At 53.0% G+C, this 18189-nt stretch carries 14 protein-coding genes and 1 pseudogene; 8 read left to right on the forward strand and 7 right to left on the reverse strand.

All coding sequences use genetic code 11. From position 1 onward, the window contains the following. Window positions 1-125 precede the first annotated feature (125 nt). Together M2298_RS17860 and M2298_RS17865 are read left to right on the forward strand one after the other, a co-directional pair. Entirely contained in the window at window positions 126-1880 is a 1755-nt protein-coding gene (locus M2298_RS17860) for a sigma-54 interaction domain-containing protein (protein ID WP_173598962.1), read from the forward strand. Between the two features lie 23 nt (window positions 1881-1903). After that, window positions 1904-2693 (forward strand): annotated as a pseudogene (locus M2298_RS17865) (arylamine N-acetyltransferase family protein). A 1170-nt stretch (window positions 2694-3863) separates the two neighbouring features. Here the strand turns inward: M2298_RS17865 and M2298_RS17870 are convergent. After that, window positions 3864-5288 carry a M56 family metallopeptidase gene (locus tag M2298_RS17870; RefSeq protein ID WP_173598963.1) on the reverse strand — a complete coding sequence of 475 codons (1425 nt, stop codon included), beginning with the start codon at window positions 5286-5288 and terminating at the stop codon, window positions 3864-3866. A gap of 4 nt (window positions 5289-5292) precedes the next feature. Then, window positions 5293-5667: a BlaI/MecI/CopY family transcriptional regulator gene (locus M2298_RS17875; RefSeq protein WP_173598964.1), complete on the reverse strand. Its 375-nt coding sequence runs from the start codon at window positions 5665-5667 to the stop codon at window positions 5293-5295. A gap of 212 nt (window positions 5668-5879) precedes the next feature. On the opposite strand from M2298_RS17875, the gene M2298_RS17880 reads away from it, so the two are divergent. Further along, the gene (locus M2298_RS17880; RefSeq protein ID WP_173598965.1) at window positions 5880-6494 is read left to right on the forward strand and encodes a class I SAM-dependent methyltransferase; all 615 of its coding nucleotides are present in this window, start codon (window positions 5880-5882) and stop codon (window positions 6492-6494) included. Here M2298_RS17880 and M2298_RS17885 read toward each other — a convergent pair. Further along, the gene (locus M2298_RS17885) at window positions 6491-8029 is read right to left on the reverse strand and encodes a hypothetical protein (protein WP_280648816.1); all 1539 of its coding nucleotides are present in this window, start codon (window positions 8027-8029) and stop codon (window positions 6491-6493) included. The two genes, M2298_RS17880 and M2298_RS17885, sit on opposite strands and share 4 nt — an antisense overlap. A gap of 195 nt (window positions 8030-8224) precedes the next feature. Between M2298_RS17885 and M2298_RS17890 the strand changes: the two genes are divergently transcribed. The 5 genes from M2298_RS17890 to M2298_RS17910 all read left to right on the forward strand — a co-directional run bounded on the left by M2298_RS17890 (window position 8225) and on the right by M2298_RS17910 (window position 14506). Then, entirely contained in the window at window positions 8225-9628 is a 1404-nt protein-coding gene (locus M2298_RS17890; RefSeq protein WP_173598967.1) for a sigma-54 interaction domain-containing protein, read from the forward strand. Between the two features lie 198 nt (window positions 9629-9826). Beyond that, window positions 9827-11176: a 4-aminobutyrate--2-oxoglutarate transaminase gene (gene gabT, locus M2298_RS17895; protein ID WP_122962358.1), complete on the forward strand. Its 1350-nt coding sequence runs from the start codon at window positions 9827-9829 to the stop codon at window positions 11174-11176. Window positions 11177-11194: 18 nt separating this feature from the next. After that, window positions 11195-12619, forward strand: a complete 1425-nt coding sequence (locus M2298_RS17900) for an aldehyde dehydrogenase family protein (protein ID WP_122962359.1) — start codon at window positions 11195-11197, stop codon at window positions 12617-12619. A 254-nt stretch (window positions 12620-12873) separates the two neighbouring features. Continuing rightward, window positions 12874-13935 (forward strand): solute carrier family 23 protein, encoded by a 1062-nt coding sequence (locus M2298_RS17905; RefSeq protein WP_122962360.1) that lies wholly within the window; start codon window positions 12874-12876, stop codon window positions 13933-13935. 25 nt (window positions 13936-13960) lie between these two features. After that, window positions 13961-14506, forward strand: coding sequence for a phosphoribosyltransferase family protein (locus M2298_RS17910; RefSeq protein WP_122962361.1), 546 nt, complete (start codon window positions 13961-13963; stop codon window positions 14504-14506). A 108-nt stretch (window positions 14507-14614) separates the two neighbouring features. On the opposite strand, the gene M2298_RS17915 is transcribed toward M2298_RS17910, so the two are convergent. From M2298_RS17915 to M2298_RS17930, 4 genes are read right to left on the reverse strand one after another with little or no spacing between them, the layout of a single operon-like run. After that, window positions 14615-16300, reverse strand: coding sequence for a hypothetical protein (locus tag M2298_RS17915; protein ID WP_280648817.1), 1686 nt, complete (start codon window positions 16298-16300; stop codon window positions 14615-14617). 24 nt (window positions 16301-16324) lie between these two features. Continuing rightward, complete coding sequence (locus M2298_RS17920) at window positions 16325-16762, reverse strand: divergent PAP2 family protein (RefSeq protein ID WP_122962363.1); 438 nt, start codon at window positions 16760-16762, stop codon at window positions 16325-16327. A 24-nt stretch (window positions 16763-16786) separates the two neighbouring features. Further along, a complete protein-coding gene (locus M2298_RS17925) occupies window positions 16787-17143 on the reverse strand; it encodes an SMR family transporter (protein ID WP_122962364.1) in 357 nt (118 codons plus the stop codon). Window positions 17144-17170: 27 nt separating this feature from the next. Beyond that, on the reverse strand, window positions 17171-18097 hold the full coding sequence (locus tag M2298_RS17930; protein WP_122962365.1) for a decaprenyl-phosphate phosphoribosyltransferase: 927 nt from the start codon (window positions 18095-18097) through the stop codon (window positions 17171-17173). Window positions 18098-18189 lie beyond the last annotated feature (92 nt).

Consider the following 18189-nt stretch of genomic DNA (forward strand, 5'->3'; position numbering starts at 1 on the left):
GACACGTATTGTTTGCCACGATTGACAAACGATTTGCCATTTTTGACACGGCAAAAGGCAATTTGATTGTAAGGTATCTGAATTTTTAATAAACTAAAAGGAAGAGGAAACAAAGGGGGATGCGCATGCTTTCGCTGGAACGCTACAAGCCGGCTATCGAAAAAGTGATCACTGGCATTTCGGACATTTTAAACGTCGATGCAGCCGTCATCAACGAACGTGGTTTGCTGGTGGTCAGCACAGAGCGCTATCTGAAACAGAAGGGCAACCATGTGCATATCCCTTCGCTGCAGTTCATCTTGTCAAAAGGCCAGTTTCTCGTAGACAAACCGGGTTTTATGGAAATGTGCGAGGGCTGCCGTTTTCTTGACAGTTGTCCGGCAAAGGTCGAGCTGCTCTCGTCGATCAAGATTGCGGATCAGGCGATTGGGATTGTTTCCCTCACGTCTTTTACAAAAGAAGGGCAGCATCGCCTGTCCAAGCATACAGAGAAATACCAGCAAATTTTGCTGGAAATAAGCGAGTTGATTACGACGATCGTCCAGACTCATTCGGCTACCCAAACCAGCTCTGCCGATGAAGAAAAGCTTTTGCTGGAAGGGGCGCTTGATACGCTGAACGACGCGTACCTGACTTTTGACCGCAGCGGCAATATCATCCATACTAACACCAGCGCCCGTACGCTTTTGGCTCAAAACGAGCTGCTTCCCGCCGACATCTCGCGGATGTTTCTACCGTCCTTGTCAGGCATGGCGGCGCACTATTTGCCAGTCGCCAACTGTCTTGTCGACAAGCTCGATGCTTCGGCGGAGGCGACGCCAATCGTTGTCGACAATCAACTGATCGGCGGGGTTTTGCGTGTCCCGCGGGAGTCTCCTGCGACTGCGCTGCCGCAAGCGGGGCAGCGACGTTCACTGTCTCTGAGAGATGAGGGCTTGGATCATCTGGTTGGCAGCAGCGAGGCGATTCGCGAGGTCAAGGACATCGCAAGGAAGATCAAGGACAGCAGCTCTACGGTGCTGATCACGGGTGAAACAGGAACGGGAAAAGGGCATCTAGCAAAAGCGATCCATGATTCCGGCAACAGGGCGTTTTATCCGTTTGTAGCGATCAACTGTGCGAGCATTCCCGAGAGCTTGTTTGAAAGCGAACTGTTTGGCTATGAGGACGGAGCTTTTACAGGGGCCAAAAAAGGCGGCAAGCCGGGACGATTCGAGTTGGCAGATGGCGGGACGCTGTTTCTCGACGAGATTGGCGATATGCCGCTGTCTTTGCAAGCGAAGCTGCTGCGCGTATTGCAGGAAATGGTGGTGGAGCGTGTCGGTGGAACGAGAGCATTTCCGATCAACGTTCGCGTCATCGCGGCCACGAATCAGAATTTGGAGGAGCTGGTGGCGAACAAGGCATTTCGCGCCGATCTTTACTATCGGCTGAACGTCATTCCGCTCCACGTTCCGCCGCTTGCTGAAAGGCGGGAGGATATCGAGCCGCTGGCGAATGCCTTTTTGCAAAAATGCGTGACGAAAACGGGGCGCAGCTTTTTCGGCTTTTCCCCCGATACGTTGGCTGTGCTCAAGGCGTATGACTGGCCGGGAAATGTCAGAGAGCTGGAAAACGCGATCGAATATGCGATGAACATGGAGAGCGATTCCGTCATCACGCCAGGCAGCTTGCCGCCCCGGCTGCGCAGTCGGTTGGTCACTGGCTACTCTGCTGCGACGACTGCGATCAAGGCGCGCGTCGCTGATGTGCAAGCGGACGCGATCCGCGCTGCTTTGCAAAAGCACGGAACCGATCTGAAAGGAAAGCAGAAAGTAGCGGAAGAGCTGGGAATCGGAATCCGCACGCTGTACCGCAAGCTGAAACTGCTGGGCATATAGCTGGCATATAGGAGGGCGACAAAATGGGTGAGTTCGATACTTTGTTTCGGCAACGAATTGGCATTCCAGAAACTGAGACGATTCCTTTTGAAAAGCTGGACTTGGTTCTGGAAAAAAGCAGCGCTGGCTATCCCTTTTGAAAATATGCGCGTCATCGAGCAACAAACGAAAGCGATCACCAAAGAAAATGTGATGAGCAAAATATTGGTGGAGCGGGAAGGCGGGCTGTGCTACGAGCTTAACTCGCTTTTGTATTTCTTTTTGCTGGAAAACGGCTTTGATGCCGTTTTGACCAGAGGGGTCGTGTATAAGCCTGCGGAACGAGCCTTTTTAACGATTGGCCGCACGCATCTGACGATTGTGCTCCGTCATCAAGGGCGGCAGTATTTAGTGGATACGGGGTTTGGCGGGAACTTGCCGCTGAAGCCTGTTCCGCTGAGCGGCGAGACGGTGACTTCTGCTAATGGAGAGTTTCGTGTAGGCAGAACGGACAGCGAGTATGGGAGCCATGTGCTGGAGATGAAGTTGAAGCACAAGGATACGGAGTGGAGAATCGGGTATGCTTTCGACCCCGAAAGGCCGATTGCCGGGCTATTCGAATGCGACGAGATTCAGACGATTATCGCTGATCACGCGGAGTCTCCTTTCAACAAAAGCCCATTGCTTACGCAGTTGACGCCTACGGGAAACATCACTTTGACGAATGCCACGTTTACTGAGTGGGTCGATGGGCGTGTGACGAAGGAGAGCGTTGACGAAGCTAGATTTAAAGAGTTGGCCAGGCGGTATTTTGGCTGGCGGGATTGGGATTGATGACTGTTAGGCTTTGGGCGGATCGTGGTTTTTTGAAAGATTGATCTGGGGTGGAAATTTTTAGTGCGGGTGTTGAGCGGAGCTGTAGTGGAGAGAGGAAACAGGAGAAACCGCGGCAGGGACGTGGGCCTCTCGCGGGGAAGCGTGGACTGCCCGTCTCCGGCGAAAAAGGAAAACCGCGTCAAAAGCAGCGAGATCGAGGAAGCGGACGCACGTTGCCGCTTAAAGGCGTGTTTTCCTTTTTCGCCTGCGCCTCGGAAGGAGTCTCAAAGCCCTTTCGCTTGTTTCTCCTGTTTCCTCGGCCAACGTGTGGCTTTGGTCGGACATCGCTTTTGGATGGTTGATCAGGGGGGAAAATCCAGAGCAGAAATTGAACAAGTTTTTTCATGAACGGGTTGTATGAAGCGACCGTCTTCAAGAAGACTCTTGCTCATGTTTCTGTGTTTTTTTGAAATCCCCGATCACGCAGACTACAAAGCGTCAGCTCAAACAAGCTTTTTGGCATTGGCATTTCCTTTGAAACCCGCGCCGACCACAACCAGCCCCTGACGAGGAAAGAGACGAAATCCGCGAAAGCTCTTTGGGATACCGACCGAGGTTCCGAGGAAAAAGCGAAACACGATTTTAAGCGTCAACGTGCGTCCGCTTCCCTGAGTCCGCTGCTTTTGACGCGGTTTCGCTTTTTCCCCGGAGCCGTGCAGTCTAGACCCACAGGGGGTATCCCAAGAAGCTACAGCGATTCGTCTCTTTCCTCGCCACGCCTAAAGTACCGATGAAGCAAACTACAAAGCGTCAGCCCGAGCAAGCTTTTTGGCATTGGCATTTTTCCTTGAAACTCCCGCCGACCACAACCAACCCCTGACGAGGAAAGAGACGAAATCCGCGAAAGCTCTTTGGGATACCGACCGAGGTTCCGAGGAAAAAGCGAAACACGGTTTTAAGCGTCAACGTGCCCCCGCTTCTCTGAGTCCGCTGCTTTTGACGCGGTTTCGCTTTTTCCCCGGAACCGTGCAGTCTAGGCCCACAGAGGGTATCCCAAGAAGCTACAGCGATTCGTCTCTTTCCTCGCCCCGCCTAAAGTACCGATGACACAAACTGCAAAACGCCGCCCTAAAAGGAAAAAAGGCTTCGCACACAACACCGTGGCGGAGCCTTCCATCGTATGTTTTATCAGTTAGCAGCTTGTTGCGGCAAATACTTCAACGGATCAACAGGCGCTCCATCTTTGGTCATCTGGAAAAGAAGATGCGGCCCCGTGCTGCGGCCTGTGCTTCCCAGCAACCCGATAAGCTGGTCTTGGGCGACGAGTGCGCCTTGCTCGACCTCCAGCTTTTCCAGATGCGCGTAAACGGTTTGGTAGCCGTCTTCATGCGCAACGACAACGTGATTCCCCGATTTTGCATCATAAGCGGCTTTGATTACAGTTCCGGCGGCAGACGCTTTGACAGGAGTGCCCTCTTTATTCATGATGGAAATGGCGTACTGCTCGCCGCCACTTACAACCTCACCCGCGACAGGCAGGTGGAACAGCGGCTCTTTGCCCCATGTTTCCTGGGCGCCTGTCAAAGTGAATGCGCCCAAAGCGATAATGGCGCTTATGCTGAAAGCGGCCCATGTATACGTGGTCCTTTGAAATCGACGGATCATGTGGATTCTCCTTTTGATGTATTTTTTTGAACTGGCAAACCCGGCGGTCAGGGCGCTTTGCTGTGGGTTCGCATACAATTCCAGCGCTTTGACCATGGTGTAGCCGTACGCTGTCACTTCCGATTCGCGCAAACAAGCAAGGGTCATGGCGTCGCAAGCAACCTCCTGATCTTGCCTCATGCGGAAAACGGCGTACCACATCAGCGGATTGAACCAGTTTAGAATCAGCAGCGCGTGTGCCAGGCCGTTCACAGCGATGTCATGCCGTTTGTAGTGACAAAGCTCGTGCAAGAAAATATGGCGCAATTCGTCTGCATCGAGCTTTTCCAAAAACAGCGCGGGCAAAAGAATCCGCGGCCGCCAAATCCCCAGCAAGGCAGGACTTGTCACGGCGCTACTGATCGACAACGGAATAGAAGCGGCGATATCTAGCTGCTTTTTGCAACTCGCATACAGTTGTAAAATCGCAACGTCTTGCACTGGCTGCATGTCCAATTTGCGTGCCGAAAAGCTGCGGGCTGACCAGGCTGTCGCAACAGCAAAAACAATGACCCCGAGCAGCCACAAAAAAGAGAGCGGGCCGAACCAAAAGAAACGTGCCTCTTCCGGCATGGATGTATATGTATCTGGATGCGCGACAAAATGCGGCGGCTGAAGAGGAACATCGACTTGCAAAGCAGCGGTTCCAGCTCGGGAGGACGGATAGGGCACGGGTGTGGAAAAGGCAGCTGGCAGCCAATTAAAGAGACTGAGCGGACTTGCGAGAGACAAAGGAACAGCCAGCTTGATGATCAGCAGAAACCAGACGCCATAGTGAAAGCGGGCAGGCAAATATCCGCCCAAAATCAGCTTGAACAGCAAAATCACCAGCACCAGAAAGCTTGCTTGCAGGGAGTTGAGCGAAACCCAGGAAAATGTCGCGTGCAGGAGCGAAACTAGCCATTCCACAGAGCTATTTCTCCTTCTCCGCCAAAATATTTTTCAACTCTTCTATTTCCTTGGCTGAGAGTTTCTCTTCCTGCAAAAAGTGGACGAGCATCGGCTTTAGCGCTCCCCCGTAGACGCGCTGCAAAAAAGACTGCCGCTCGGTTCGCTTGCATTCTTCTTCGCCGAGCACAGGCGAGTAATAATAGACGCGATTGATTTGTTCAAACGAAATGACGCCCTTTTGCAAAAGGCGGCTGAGCAATGTCTTGATGGTCTTTTCCTTCCAGGTCTTGTTGTCGCGCAAGGCAGCAATCACTTCAGATGCCGCAGCCGGGGATTTGGCCCAGAGGACCTTCATAATCTCCCATTCGGCATCGGAAATTCGCGGATGATCATCCATTAACGACAGTCCTCCTTGGATTACAATTGTAGTCGATCGACAATTATAGATTACATTTGTAATCTTGCGTTGTCAACTCTCTCTGTTGCATATGAAATCTTTCAAATCCGACAAACGAAAAAGCCTCAACAGTCCCTGTGATCTGTTGAGGCGAAGCATGGCAGCCGTCTTTTATCGTAAAGTAGCATACAAAAACGCAGGAGGGATCGGGCATGGAAGTAATCGAGCAGTTTGGCAATATAGACATTTATTTGTTTGATCAGTTGCTAAAAGGGCGGATACAAAAGCAGATGCGCATTCTCGACGCAGGCTGCGGCTCAGGGCGCAACCTCGTTTACTTTTTGCGCAATGGCTATAAGGTTTACGCCGTGGATCAGTCCGCCCAGGCAGTAGAAAGCGTGCACAAGCTCGCAACGGAGCTGGCGGCGAGCGATTGGGCAGCAGATCGTGCGCGCGTAGAAGCGGTTGACAACATGAGCTTTGCCGACGAGCAGTTCCAGTTTGTCATCAGCAACGCTGTCCTGCATTTTGCGGAAAATGATCAGCATTTCCGGCAGATGCTGCAAGAGCTGTGGCGGGTGCTTGCGCCAGGCGGCGTACTTTTCATGCGTCTGGCTTCCTCGATCGGGATTGAGCATGCCGTGCAGCATTTGGGCGATGAGCGGTATTTGCTCCCGGATGGCAGTACGCGTTTTCTCGTAAACGAAGAGCGGATGCTCCAAGCGACAGCCGACTTGCAGGGCATTTTTGTGGAGCCGATCAAAACGGTAAATGTAGCCGGGCAGCGCTGCATGAGTACGTGGTGCATACAAAAGCCCGCGCTCTAAAAGTCGCGCAATTGGTCAAAACGCTCGAACAGAGGCGCGAGGTCGATGGCGAGTCCTTGTGCGGCAAGGCTTTGCTTGGTCGAATCCAGCAGGTCGTGCAGCACGACATAAATTTCTTCCCGCTCGACTGTTTCGATAAAGCCTGTGCGCCGATCCATTTTGTTAAAGGCCAAAGTGTACGCTGCAACCAGCTCAAGCAAGGCAGCTTCGAGGTCGGCCGCTTTCGGAAGCTCGCTGTCCTGTTTTTGCAGGGCGGTGAGGGCAGTTGCTGTCTTTTTGTACTGATCAGCCGCTTTTTTGGCTTGTGCCGCCGTAATATTCTCCCTGCCGTCCCAATCGCGGAACGGGTTGGTCAAGTTGTTTGCGAGCCACTCCGGATTGCGCGGCTTCGTGATGGACAGATTCAGGCCGCGTTTGCTCTCCTGTTTGTAGGCAGTCTTGATGCTTTTGGCGGCATCTGCTGGCAAGCTGGTCATCCACAGTGTCGAGAGCCTTGGCAATTGTTGCGGCGGCGGAAACTGGTCTGCTGAAAAGCCGAATATGTCGTACGTCGAAAAGGAAGCAAGCTTGCTCAACTGACTGATGCTGTCGAGGTTGCTGATCGTTCCCGGTTTCCCCCACAGACGCATTTCTTGCAATTCCGGAAAGCGTTGGACGATAGGCAGCAAGTCCAGCTCCGTCACCTGATGCAGGTGAAGTCCTGACAAACGGGGCAATCCGTGAAAGTCTGGAGGAGATGAGGTAAATCCAGCACTCAACCAATAGCCGTCCTCGTCCGCCTCTATGTGCAAGTCGGGTGAGATGTCGCTGCCTATCGTCAAATTGGTCAGCCCTTTGTTGAGCGTCAGCTTCTCCAGTCCTTGGGCATTTTGTATAAACAACTTGCGAATCTGGCTGCCGCTGAGGTCGATGGACGACATCAGCGTTTTGCCCAGGTGAAGCTCAATTATAAACGGATTGTTTTTGACAAAAGCCAGCAAGGAAGCTGATGCTTCTGCTGCATGGATTTTGGTGAGGCACGGGAGTTTTTCCAGCTCGGAAACATCATCAAGCTCGGCCAGCATGTCTTCCCAAACGACATTGGTGGAGCGGCGAAGGCTCCTGGTTCCCAAGGTGATGAGCGCGTCATCCTTTGCGGCTTGCTTGAACAGTTGGCGCTTCTCTGCGGGAATTTGCTCCCACTGCCATTGACGGTAGATGCTGCCGCCGACATTCCAGGTGCCGTAGCTGTTTGTTTCTCCCGGAAGAAGCGGCGGGATATTCCCTGCCTTGATGTAGTCTTTCGGTACGGCAGCCTCGACATAGCTGTGCTGCAAGTTGTTGTTCCAAAAATAAAAGTCGCAGGATAGCGGCTTCATCGTCAATAACTCAGCGTCGTCAGGGAGCGTGTCGCTCAGCCAGTCCAGTTCGAGCAGGCTGATCAGCTTGGAGGATTTGCCGGAGTCGGACTCCTTGAACGAAGTCACCTGGCACGCTGTATATTTTTGCAGCTTTTCTACGAAAACGCAGTAAATATCTCCAACTGCGGGGATCAAACGAATCATCCTTTCCGTTTTGGGAATCTTAACCCATTTGGCGCTTCTTAGCGTATTTTTACATATTGCCAAGATTTTGGCTATGCGACGAAAGTGCCTGTATGGGCAGCTTTCGTTGTCGTGGCAAGCTGCATTTTCTATAATGGAGGGAACGAAAGCGGCACCAGTTTGGCTGGCGCAAGAGGAGGCGGGCGAATGAAGAAAGATGAGAGCCGACAGCAGTGGATGAGCCGCGTTCTGGAAGGAATCGTGGAAACGTCCCGCGATCACCTGCTGATTACGGACCCCGAGGGCTACATTCAGCTGGTCGGTGATTCCTCCTATGACATGTACGGAATCGGAAAAGAACAACTGCTGGGGAAAAATGTGATCGAGCTGGAAAAAGAGAAAGTATTTTCCCCGTCTGTGACGCGCAAGGTGATGGACACAAAAACACCGCAAACGATGATGCAGGAAATTCCCGGCGGCAGAAAGCTGATGGTCACAGCCTATCCCCTCTGGAACGAGGACGGCAGCATGCATTCGGTGATCAGCTATTCGCATGACCTGACAGAAATCATGGAGCTGAAACGGCGCTACGAGAGCCTGACCGAGCAATTGAAGCAGTTCGAAACAGAGATTGAGGAGCTGCGCGAAAAAAATCAGGAAGGCTTCGTCGCAGTCAGCCAGCCGATGCGCGACATTGACCGTCTCATCAAAAAGGTCGCCATGGTCGATTCTACGGTGTTGATCCTCGGCGAGTCCGGGGTCGGAAAAAACGTCATTGCCAGCCAGATTCACCGCCATAGCCGCCGATCCGCCGGGCAATTCGTGGAGATCAACTGCGGCTCGATTCCGGAAGGGCTGTTGGAGTCGGAGCTTTTCGGCTATGAAGCGGGAGCTTTTACAGGCGCTGGCAAGCAAGGCAAACAAGGAATTATCGAGCTGGCGAACCAAGGCACGCTGTTGTTGGACGAGCTGGGGGAGCTGCCGCTGACCTTGCAGGCCAAGCTGTTGAAGGTGATCCAGGAGAAACGGTTGCAGCGCGTAGGCAGCATGCAGTATCGCGATGTCGATTTTCGCTTGATCGCTGCTACCAATCGCGATCTGGAGAAGATGGTGAAGGAGGGCAAGTTTCGCCAGGACTTGTATTTCCGGCTGAACGTCGTGCCAATCCACGTTCCTGCTTTGCGAAATCGCCCGGAAGATATCGCCGCGCTCCTCAAGCTGGTCGTGCGCTCGCTGAACGAGCGATACGGGATGAACAAAAAGCTGGACGCCGCAGCTACTCACGCTTTGCTGCACTACGATTGGCCGGGGAATGTGCGGGAGCTGGAAAACGTGCTGGAGCGGCTGGTGGTAACGGCAGATGAAGAAGTAATTACGTCGCAGCACTTGCCTGCGGAAATCAAGGCGGCAGGGGAGGAGCAGACGGCAATGGAGCCGAGTGTTGCGGCCGCCAAAATGTCGCTGCGGGACGCGATGGAGCAAGTCGAGGAAAAGTGGCTGCGCCATGCGGCAGAGCGTTGCCGGACTACAGCGGAGATGGCCGAGTTTTTGGGAATCAGCCAGCCATCTGTCGTGCGCAAGCTGCAAAAATACCACATCCGTCCCCGTTAATTCAAAAATGAATTTTTAATTCAAAAATGAATCGAACTATTTACAGGTTTCGATTCATTTTTGAATTAACGGAGATTTCTGCTATGCAAAAAACGCGCACCACAGCAGGCTTTCTCGTTTGGCACGGGTATTGCTACATATCGGAGTCGAAAGCATCACCTAAGCTGTTATCATTCTCATACAAGGAGAGATTACGATATGTCCAAACAACGCAAATTCGCCAATGTAGCTGCTGGTGTTCCAGGTCCGAAGGGGACCGCTTTGATTGAAAAAAGAAAACAGTTCGTGCCAAAAGGCATCGGCAACAACACGCCGGTTTTTGTAGAGACGGCGTCCGGGGCGCTCGTGACAGACGTCGACGGCAACACGTACATCGATCTGGCAGGAGCGATCGGAACGCTCAACGCGGGCCACTGCCCGCAAGAAGTGGTCGAGGCGGTAAAAGCGCAAATGGACAAATACATTCATCCTTGCTTCCACGTCGGCATGTACGAACCGTATGTGGCGCTGGCAGAAAAACTGGCTGAAATTACGCCGGGCAGCTTTGAAAAGAAAACGATGTTTGCAAACAGCGGCGCAGAAGCCGTAGAAAACGCGGTGAAGATCGCGCGCAAATACACAGGACGCCCTGGCATCATATCTTTTAGCCGTGGATTCCACGGACGTACTTTGCTCGGCATGTCGCTCACGTCCAAAGTAAAGCCGTACAAATTCCAGATGGGGCCGTTCGCGCCAGCTACCTACAAGGCTCAGTTCCCGTACCCGCTGAACAAACCGGAGTCCATGACAGAAGACGAGTACGCACAATTTTGCGTCCGGCAATTCGAAGACTTCCTGCTGACAGAAGTCGCGCCGGAAGAAGTAGCGGCCGTCATCATGGAGCCGATCCAGGGCGAAGGCGGATTCATCGTGCCGCCAGTATCGTTCGTGCAAGGCGTATTCCAAATTTGCAAAAAGCACAATATCTTGTTCATTTCCGACGAAATCCAAACAGGCTTTGGCCGGACCGGGGCGATGTTCGCTTCCACTCATTTCGGAATCGAGCCTGATATCATTACCATGTCCAAATCGCTTGCAGCCGGTTTGCCCATCTCCGCTGTGACAGGCCGCGCAGAAATCATGGATGCGCCGAATCCGGGTGAAATTGGCGGCACGTATGGCGGCAGCCCGCTCGGTTGCGTAGCGGCACTTGCTGTAATTGAGAAAATGGAGCGCGAAGACTTGTCCGGACGCGCCAGAGAGATCGGTAAGGCGATCAAGTCGCATTTTGAAGCCCTGCAAAAAGAGTTCCCTGTCATTGCAGATATTCGCGGATTGGGTGCCATGTGTGCGGTAGAATTTATTGATCCACAAACCAAACAGCCTGCAAAAGAACTGGTAGCCGGGCTGACCAAAGGTTGCTACGAATCCGGTGTCATCGTGCTTTCCGCAGGGGTACACAGCAATGTGCTGCGTTTCCTGTCTCCGCTCGTGATTACCGATGAGCAATTGCAAGAAGCGCTCGACATTATGACCGATGTGTTGAAAAGCCAGTACGTGACCCACTAATTCACCAGGGAGGTACGCATGAAAAAGCATCTGTATATTAACGGACAATGGAAAGAAGCAAACGAGTACGCGCCACTCTACTCTCCTTATTCCGGTGAGCTTTTGGCGGAGATCGCACAGGCTGACGAGGCTGACGTCGATGAGGCGATCCGCGCAGCGGCTGCGGCGGCAAAAACGATGGCAAAGCTGCCAGCCAGCCAGCGCGCACTGATTTTGGAAAAAGCGGTGGCGATCATGGAAGCGCGCAAGGAGGAGCTGGCAGTGATTCTCGCCCAGGAAGCTGCCAAGCCGCTGCGCACAGGACGGGTAGAGATCGCCCGCACGATTCAGACGTACAAATTCGCGGCCGAGGAAGCGAAGCGCATTCACGGGGAAACCGTTCCGCTTGATGCGGCTCCTGGCGGCGAAGGCCGACTTGCTTTTACCGTTCGCAAGCCGATTGGCGTAGTCGGGGCGATTACACCGTTCAACTTCCCGTTCAACCTGGTGGCGCACAAAGTCGGCCCGGCGATTGCGGCAGGGAATACGGTCGTATTGAAGCCCGCGAGCCAGACGCCGCTCAGCTCCTTGGTCCTCGCCGACATTTTTGCGGAAGCCGGATTGCCGGAAGGGGCGCTGAATATCTTGCCAGGAAAAGGCGCGGTCGTAGGCGAGAAGCTTGTCAGCGACAGCCGCATTGCCGCGATTACGTTTACAGGCAGTCCTGCGGTCGGAATCGCGATGAAAAACAAAGCAGGTCTGAAGCGCGTGACGCTTGAGCTTGGTTCGAACTCTGCCGTCATTATTGACCAGACGGTTGAGATTACGCAGGCGCTGGTTGATCGTTGCGTGGTGGGCGCATTTTCCTTTAGCGGGCAGGTGTGCATTTCGCTGCAACGCGTCTATATTCACCAGAGCAAGTACGAGGAGTTTCTCGATAAATTCAAGACTGCGACAGAGAAGCTCGTCCTGGGCGATCCGTTGCAGGAGGCGACAGACATGTCCTCCGTCATTTCGGCAAAAGACCACGAGCGGATGGGAGCATGGGTACAAGAAGCGGTTCAGGCGGGAGCGCAGGTCGTGACAGGCGGCAAAGCAGTGAACGAGCGGCTTTTCGCTCCGACGATCCTGACGAACGTAAGCGCCCACTCCTCTGTCTCTTGCCAGGAAGTATTCGGCCCAATCGTCGTAGTCACGCCGTTTGAAGCAATAGGCGAGGCGATTGAAGCCGTGAATGACTCCCGTTTCGGGTTGCAGGCGGGCATTTACACGAGCGACATTCATGCAGCGATGCGCGCAGCCGAAGAGCTGGAAGTGGGCGGCGTGATGATCAATGACATCCCGACCTTCCGCGTGGACAACATGCCGTACGGTGGTGTCAAAGACAGCGGATTTGGCCGCGAAGGAATCAAATACGCGGTTGAAGAGATGACAGAGTTGAAGTTGATTGCCATCAAGCTGTAAAAAGTTTTGAGCGAGAAGCAAAGACGAGCCGTTATGCGCTCGTCTTTTTTTGCGTGACAGCACGTCTTGCGATCGGTTTAATGTTCGATTTATAACGGATGTTAATATGGAAAATAACTATAAAAGCAATGATTTACCGATTAAAAACGAACATTAATTAGTTTTTGTTTGAAAAAGATCGCCTTTTATGTTACCTTAACTCATGTGAAAAAGCGGTCATTTGTATACAGCAGCGAAGTGAGGAGAAGGACAACATGGAATGGAAAGACATAGTAGCGGCCCTCAGTGTCGTATTGAACGGCTTGCCGCAAGGGCTGTTGGCATTGTCTCTTGGCTTTGCCTCCGTGCCGACGGCTCTGGCCTTTCTGGTAGGCGCAACGGGCAACGCTCTGACAGGCTCTGTCGCGGTCGTATCCTATCAGGCGGAAACGATTGCCTTGGCGGGAACGATCGGAAAAAGCATGAGAGAACGACTGTCCATGATTTTTGTTGGCGGAATTATTATGACCATCATCGGTCTGTTTGGTTTTCTGGAAAAGATTGTCGATTTTATTGGCCCGGTCATTACCAATGGCATGATGGCAGGTGTCGGCATCATGCTGGCGCGGGTGTCGTGGGAAATGGCTCGCAACAACATGCCTGTTGGTGTCACTTCGATGGGGAGCGGGTTGCTGACGTATTTCATCACAAAGGATCTCGTCTACACCGTGACGATCTCGGTGCTCATCTCCAGTCTGGTCGCCATCCTGCTTAAACAGGGAAGCTCGATCAAGCCGATTGCGAACGACCGTCTTGTTCTGCAAAAGCTGACGTTTTCCCCTGGCATTTTGCGCGGAGCGATGGCGATGGTTTGCCTCAATATCGGGGCGAACATCGCTTTTGGACAAATTAACGGTGAAATCGCCAAATCCGATGTGAACATTGACACGCTCAGCGTAATCTCCAGCGTGGCCGATATGGTGTCGGCACTGTTCGGCGGAGCGCCGGTAGAGGCGATCATTTCCGCTACGGCCGGGGCGCCCAACCCGGTTGCGTCCGGTGTTTTGATGATGGTGCTGATGGCGGCGATCCTGTTTGCAGGTCTTTTGCCGAAAATCGGCCGCTACATCCCGAGTGAATCGATTGCCGGATTCCTGTTTGTGCTCGGGGCCATCGTGACTGTGCCAGGAAATGCGACTGCCGCTCTGACAGGGGGAGAAGCTTCGTCCGGTTTGATTGGCGGAACAACGATGGTGGTGACGGCGATTTCTGACCCGTTTTTCGGGATGCTGGCAGGCTTGCTGATGCGAGCATTGATCCATGCATTTGGCATGTAGGGACGCAAATCAGGAGGGATTTTTTGTGGATAAAACATACACGCTGGAAGTGGCAGGCGTAACGCGCGAGCTGCCGATTATGCCGATAGCAGACAACCTTAGCATCGCGAGCTTCGTCATCCTGGGCGATACAGAGTTGGTGACGGCAGCGGCACCACTGCTTGCCGAGAAGCTCCCGGAAGTCGATGTATTGATTACGGCGGAAGCAAAAGGTATTCCTTTGATTTTTGAAGTATCCCGCGTATTGAAGATGAAAAAGTATTACGTTGCCCGGAAAAGCACGAAGCCGTATATGGATGCTCCGCTGATCAATGAAGTCGAATCGATTACTACGCAGAAAAAGCAAATTCTTTGCCTGGATGGCGCGGATGCCAGAGAAATTTCCGGCAAACGCGTCGCGATTATCGACGATGTCATCAGCACAGGCAAGTCGCTGCAAGCGATTGAAGATCTCGTAGTCAAGGCAGGGGGCCATGTCGCAGCGAGAGCGGCTATTTTGGCGGAGGGAGACGCAGCCAAGCGCTCGGACATCATCTTTTTGCAAGAGCTTCCGCTGTTTTTCCACGAATAGAAGTAAGTTCAGCGCAACATAAAAACCTTCTCAACGATTGCTGAGAAGGTTTTTTGCTTGTGGATATAAGGCAAGGTTGAAGGCTGCATTCGCATGAGTCACGCGCAACTACTGCAAGTAGTAAATCGCCCGCGAGCTGATGATTCCTTTTACTTCTTGCCCTTCGGCGATCTTTTGCTCGATATACGGGATACCCGCTTCTTGCAGACGGATGCGATTGGCGTTGAAGTGGCGGAAGTCGACGATCATGGTCTTGTTGCTCGCCTTGATTTCCTGAAGCTGTTGCTCGGCCATTGCGTTAATGGACCTTTGTCCCAGCATGTGGGCGCTGCCAACGAGCAGCATGTTGACCAGCATGACAGCGAGCAGGATGCGGCTGCCGTAGCGGGTGAGCGCAGCTTGTGCGTCCCAGCCTGCCAGCGTGACGAGAAGCGGGATGAGCCAAAGCTGCGGAACGTACCGCGCCCACCAGCTTTCCGGGTTGATCAGGACAGTGATGAGCAAGATGATGCTTGCGACGAGGAACGGCAAGGCTTTCCTGCGCTCGCGACCGAAAAGCAAAGCAAGCACGATCAGGAAGGCAAGCAGCACCGCGCCGCCAAACCATGGCCCAAAGCCCGCCACTCGCACGTCCGGAGCCAAAAACACCTTCAGTTCCTGCTCGGAGAAGGTAAAGGGCCATTTCAGCGTCGTTTCTTTTGGCGTAGCGATATTTTCCGATTGGGCGAACAAGGAAATGCCAAGCTTGCTCAGCGAGTTGATGTCTTTAAAGTCGTGCGGGCTGTTCGAAGTCATAATATCCACCGCGCCCTTGCCCGCCAGCGGGTAGAAAGGATGTCCCTTGGCAAGCGTGTTGGTGACGTATGGATTGTAGCCGACAACGACGACGGTAATGACCAGACTCGCGGCGAGCCACGCCAGGACGGTTTTCCAGCGTTTTTGGCGATCGCAGAAAAAGAACAGCACCAGCAAAGCGCCGCCAAGCAGTACGGCATACACCAACGCTGTGAACTTGATCTGCGCAAGCAACATCAGGGCAGAGCAGAGAGCGAGCATGGTCCAGGTGTGGTAGCGTTTGAGCAGCAAATACCCGAGCGCGCAAATGATCAGCACGAGCGAGCCAAGCTGTCCGTCAATGTAAAAGGACGTCGCCTGCGACACGACGACCGGATTGCAGGCAGCCAAAATCGCCAGAACGACCGCCAGCCCCTTTTTCGCAGGAAAAGCCGTCCGCAGCGCTGCCAAGCTGAGGAAGAAGGACGCAGCCATGAGCAGCAGGTTGAAAATTTTCCCGACTTCAATCTGGTTAGTCACCTTGTACATGACCGCATCCAGCATCCAGGGCCCTTTGGCGTAATGGTTGATCCACAGGTGGAAGGCAGACAAGATTTCCTTGTTGTCCATTTCTTCGATCGGCTTGCCTGGCGGCTTGAGAATCGGGGCATCGTGCACCGGATTCCAGCCATTCGTAAGCAAGATGATGGCTTCCTGGTGATACGTTTGTCCATCAAAAGACAGATCGAACGTATTGGCGCTAATGTACCAGCCGCCCCCGATGACGATGGCCAACCCTGCGAGCAAGGCGACCAGCCAGGTCGGGCGGCGCAAAGGAACAAACGTGGCCGTCATGGCCAGCAGGCAAACAAGAGCGGCCAGGACAGACAGCCAGAAGCTGACCGCAGTAACCGGGATGCCCAGCAAAAAGAAAGTCGACGTAACGAGTACGATCGAGGCGATAAAAAACAGCAAGGTCGCCCCGATTACAAACGAGTAAGTAGCGGTACGGTTATTCATGAATGTAATCTCCTGTTTTTGAATCTACAGAACAGGGAGGTTTGCAGCCAAAAGGTGCAGGACGGTGGCGAGAATGATCCCCAGCACCAGCCCCCCGGCAATTTCCCATTTGGTATGACCCATGCTCTCGCGCAACGGCTTGGACAAAAGCTGCTTGTCCGGGTGTTCTTTTGCCAGCGCATTGAGAGCGGCGGCATGCTTGCCTACGGCTCTGCGCAGTCCGGTGGCGTCGATGATCACGATAAACGTTACGGCGACCCCGAGCCCGAATGCCGGATGAGTGAAGCCCTCCTGCAAGCCGATCAAAAATACGGTGGTGACCATGACCGTTGTATGCGTGCTGGGAAACCCGCCGTTCCCCACCATGTTTTTTGCTTCTTGCCCAAATCGGAGGTAATTAATCAAAAATTTGGTTATTCCAGACACAAGCCAGCCGATAAACGGCGCCAGCGCATATAACATGACTACGCTCCTCTTTCGTGATGATTATGACTGGGAGATGACAACGACGCCTACGACGATGATTGCCAGCCCTACGATACGGGTGAGCGACAACGGCTCTTGAAAGATCAGAAAAGAAAGTCCGGCTACCAGGACGTACCCGAGGGCCGCCATCGGATAAGCGTAAGAAAGCTGAACTTTTTCCAGCGCGGCAATCCAGATAAACGCGGAAAGCCCGTAAAGCGCCAAACCGACCATGATCGGCAGGTTCGTAAAATAGTGCAGGAACTTCAACACCAGCGCGTCATTGTTGCCAGAGAGGGAGGACGCCCCCATTTTCATGGCAATCTGACCACTTGCGCTGAGAATGACCGAGATGAGGATAAGAACGATGGATGGCATAGTTTGATCCACAACCTGTCTGTGCAATTAAAATTCAAAGGTGTAAATAATGCCGGCTACGGCGATGACGTAGAGCAGTACCGTGATGAGAATCGGCTTGTCCTGGAGCAGAACTTTTTCAGGGCTGCCGCCTTTGTCCGTAATCGTAATCAGGTACAGGTAGCGGAAAATGCCGAAGATCACCAACGGAATCGTCCACATCAAATGAACGGTTCGCCCGGAGGTAAAGGTGAACAAGCTGTAGCTGATAATCGTGGCTGTCGTGACAATCGTATTCAGTTGATTCAACAATTCGGACGAATAGCTGTCCAGTACCTTGCGATGCGTGCCTTTGTGGGCTTGCAGCAAAAGCAGCTCATGGCGTCGCTTACTGATCGCAAGAAACAGGGCAAGCAGCATGGTACAGAGCAAGAACCATGGCGTAAACGGCGTGTTGATCATCAGACTGCCCCCGATGGCCCGCAAGACAAATCCGGACGAGATAATCATCACGTCGAGGATGACGACATGCTTCAGCTTGAGCGAATAGGCGACGTTGAGCACAAAATACACCGTGAGCACGACGCCGAACAGTCGGTCAAAATAAAAGGCCGAAAACAGCGAGCCTGCCAGCAAAAATACCCCGAACGACAAGGCGAGCGCAGGCGGCAGCGCGCCGGAAGCCATCGGACGGAATTGCTTCTCCGGGTGGTTCCGGTCGTTTTTAATGTCTACGAAATCGTTCAAGATGTAGACACAGCCTGACACGAAGCAGAACAGCAGGAAAGCAAACAGCGATTTGCCGATGACATCTGTGCTGACTTTGTGCAAAGAAAAGAGCAGTGCCGCAAACACGAGCAAATTTTTGGTCCATTGGTGTGGACGAAGCTGCCGAATTAACAGATAGACCATATTTTGGCGGACGCGCGAAGTCGTTTTGACGTCGACTTTTACAGAGTTTGATGTTGCCCCCATATTTCTCTCCAATCCATAAGGAATCTTACCATCCTACTAATGACGAATCATGTAAAACGAAAGTTACATCTGTTGCAAGATAACGTTTAATT

This window comes from Brevibacillus sp. 1238 (assembly GCF_029892995.1).
In the GTDB taxonomy this organism is placed as follows: Bacteria; Bacillota; Bacilli; order Brevibacillales; family Brevibacillaceae; genus Brevibacillus; species Brevibacillus parabrevis.

Bases quoted from the DNA above. Each gene is read 5' to 3' on its own strand.
- M2298_RS17860 (WP_173598962.1), top strand. From the start codon at position 126: ATGCTTTCGCTGGAACGCTACAAGCCGGCTATCGAAAAAGTGATCACT.
- M2298_RS17915 (WP_280648817.1), bottom strand. From the start codon at position 16,300: ATGAATAACCGTACCGCTACTTACTCGTTTGTAATCGGGGCGACCTTG.
- M2298_RS17920 (WP_122962363.1), bottom strand. From the start codon at position 16,762: ATGTTATATGCGCTGGCGCCGTTTATCGGCTGGCTTGTGTCTGGAATA.
- M2298_RS17880 (WP_173598965.1), top strand. From the start codon at position 5,880: ATGGAAGTAATCGAGCAGTTTGGCAATATAGACATTTATTTGTTTGAT.
- M2298_RS17890 (WP_173598967.1), top strand. From the start codon at position 8,225: ATGAAGAAAGATGAGAGCCGACAGCAGTGGATGAGCCGCGTTCTGGAA.
- M2298_RS17875 (WP_173598964.1), bottom strand. From the start codon at position 5,667: ATGGATGATCATCCGCGAATTTCCGATGCCGAATGGGAGATTATGAAG.
- M2298_RS17900 (WP_122962359.1), top strand. From the start codon at position 11,195: ATGAAAAAGCATCTGTATATTAACGGACAATGGAAAGAAGCAAACGAG.
- M2298_RS17925 (WP_122962364.1), bottom strand. From the start codon at position 17,143: ATGCCATCCATCGTTCTTATCCTCATCTCGGTCATTCTCAGCGCAAGT.
- gabT (WP_122962358.1), top strand. From the start codon at position 9,827: ATGTCCAAACAACGCAAATTCGCCAATGTAGCTGCTGGTGTTCCAGGT.
- M2298_RS17905 (WP_122962360.1), top strand. From the start codon at position 12,874: ATGGAATGGAAAGACATAGTAGCGGCCCTCAGTGTCGTATTGAACGGC.
- M2298_RS17930 (WP_122962365.1), bottom strand. From the start codon at position 18,097: ATGGGGGCAACATCAAACTCTGTAAAAGTCGACGTCAAAACGACTTCG.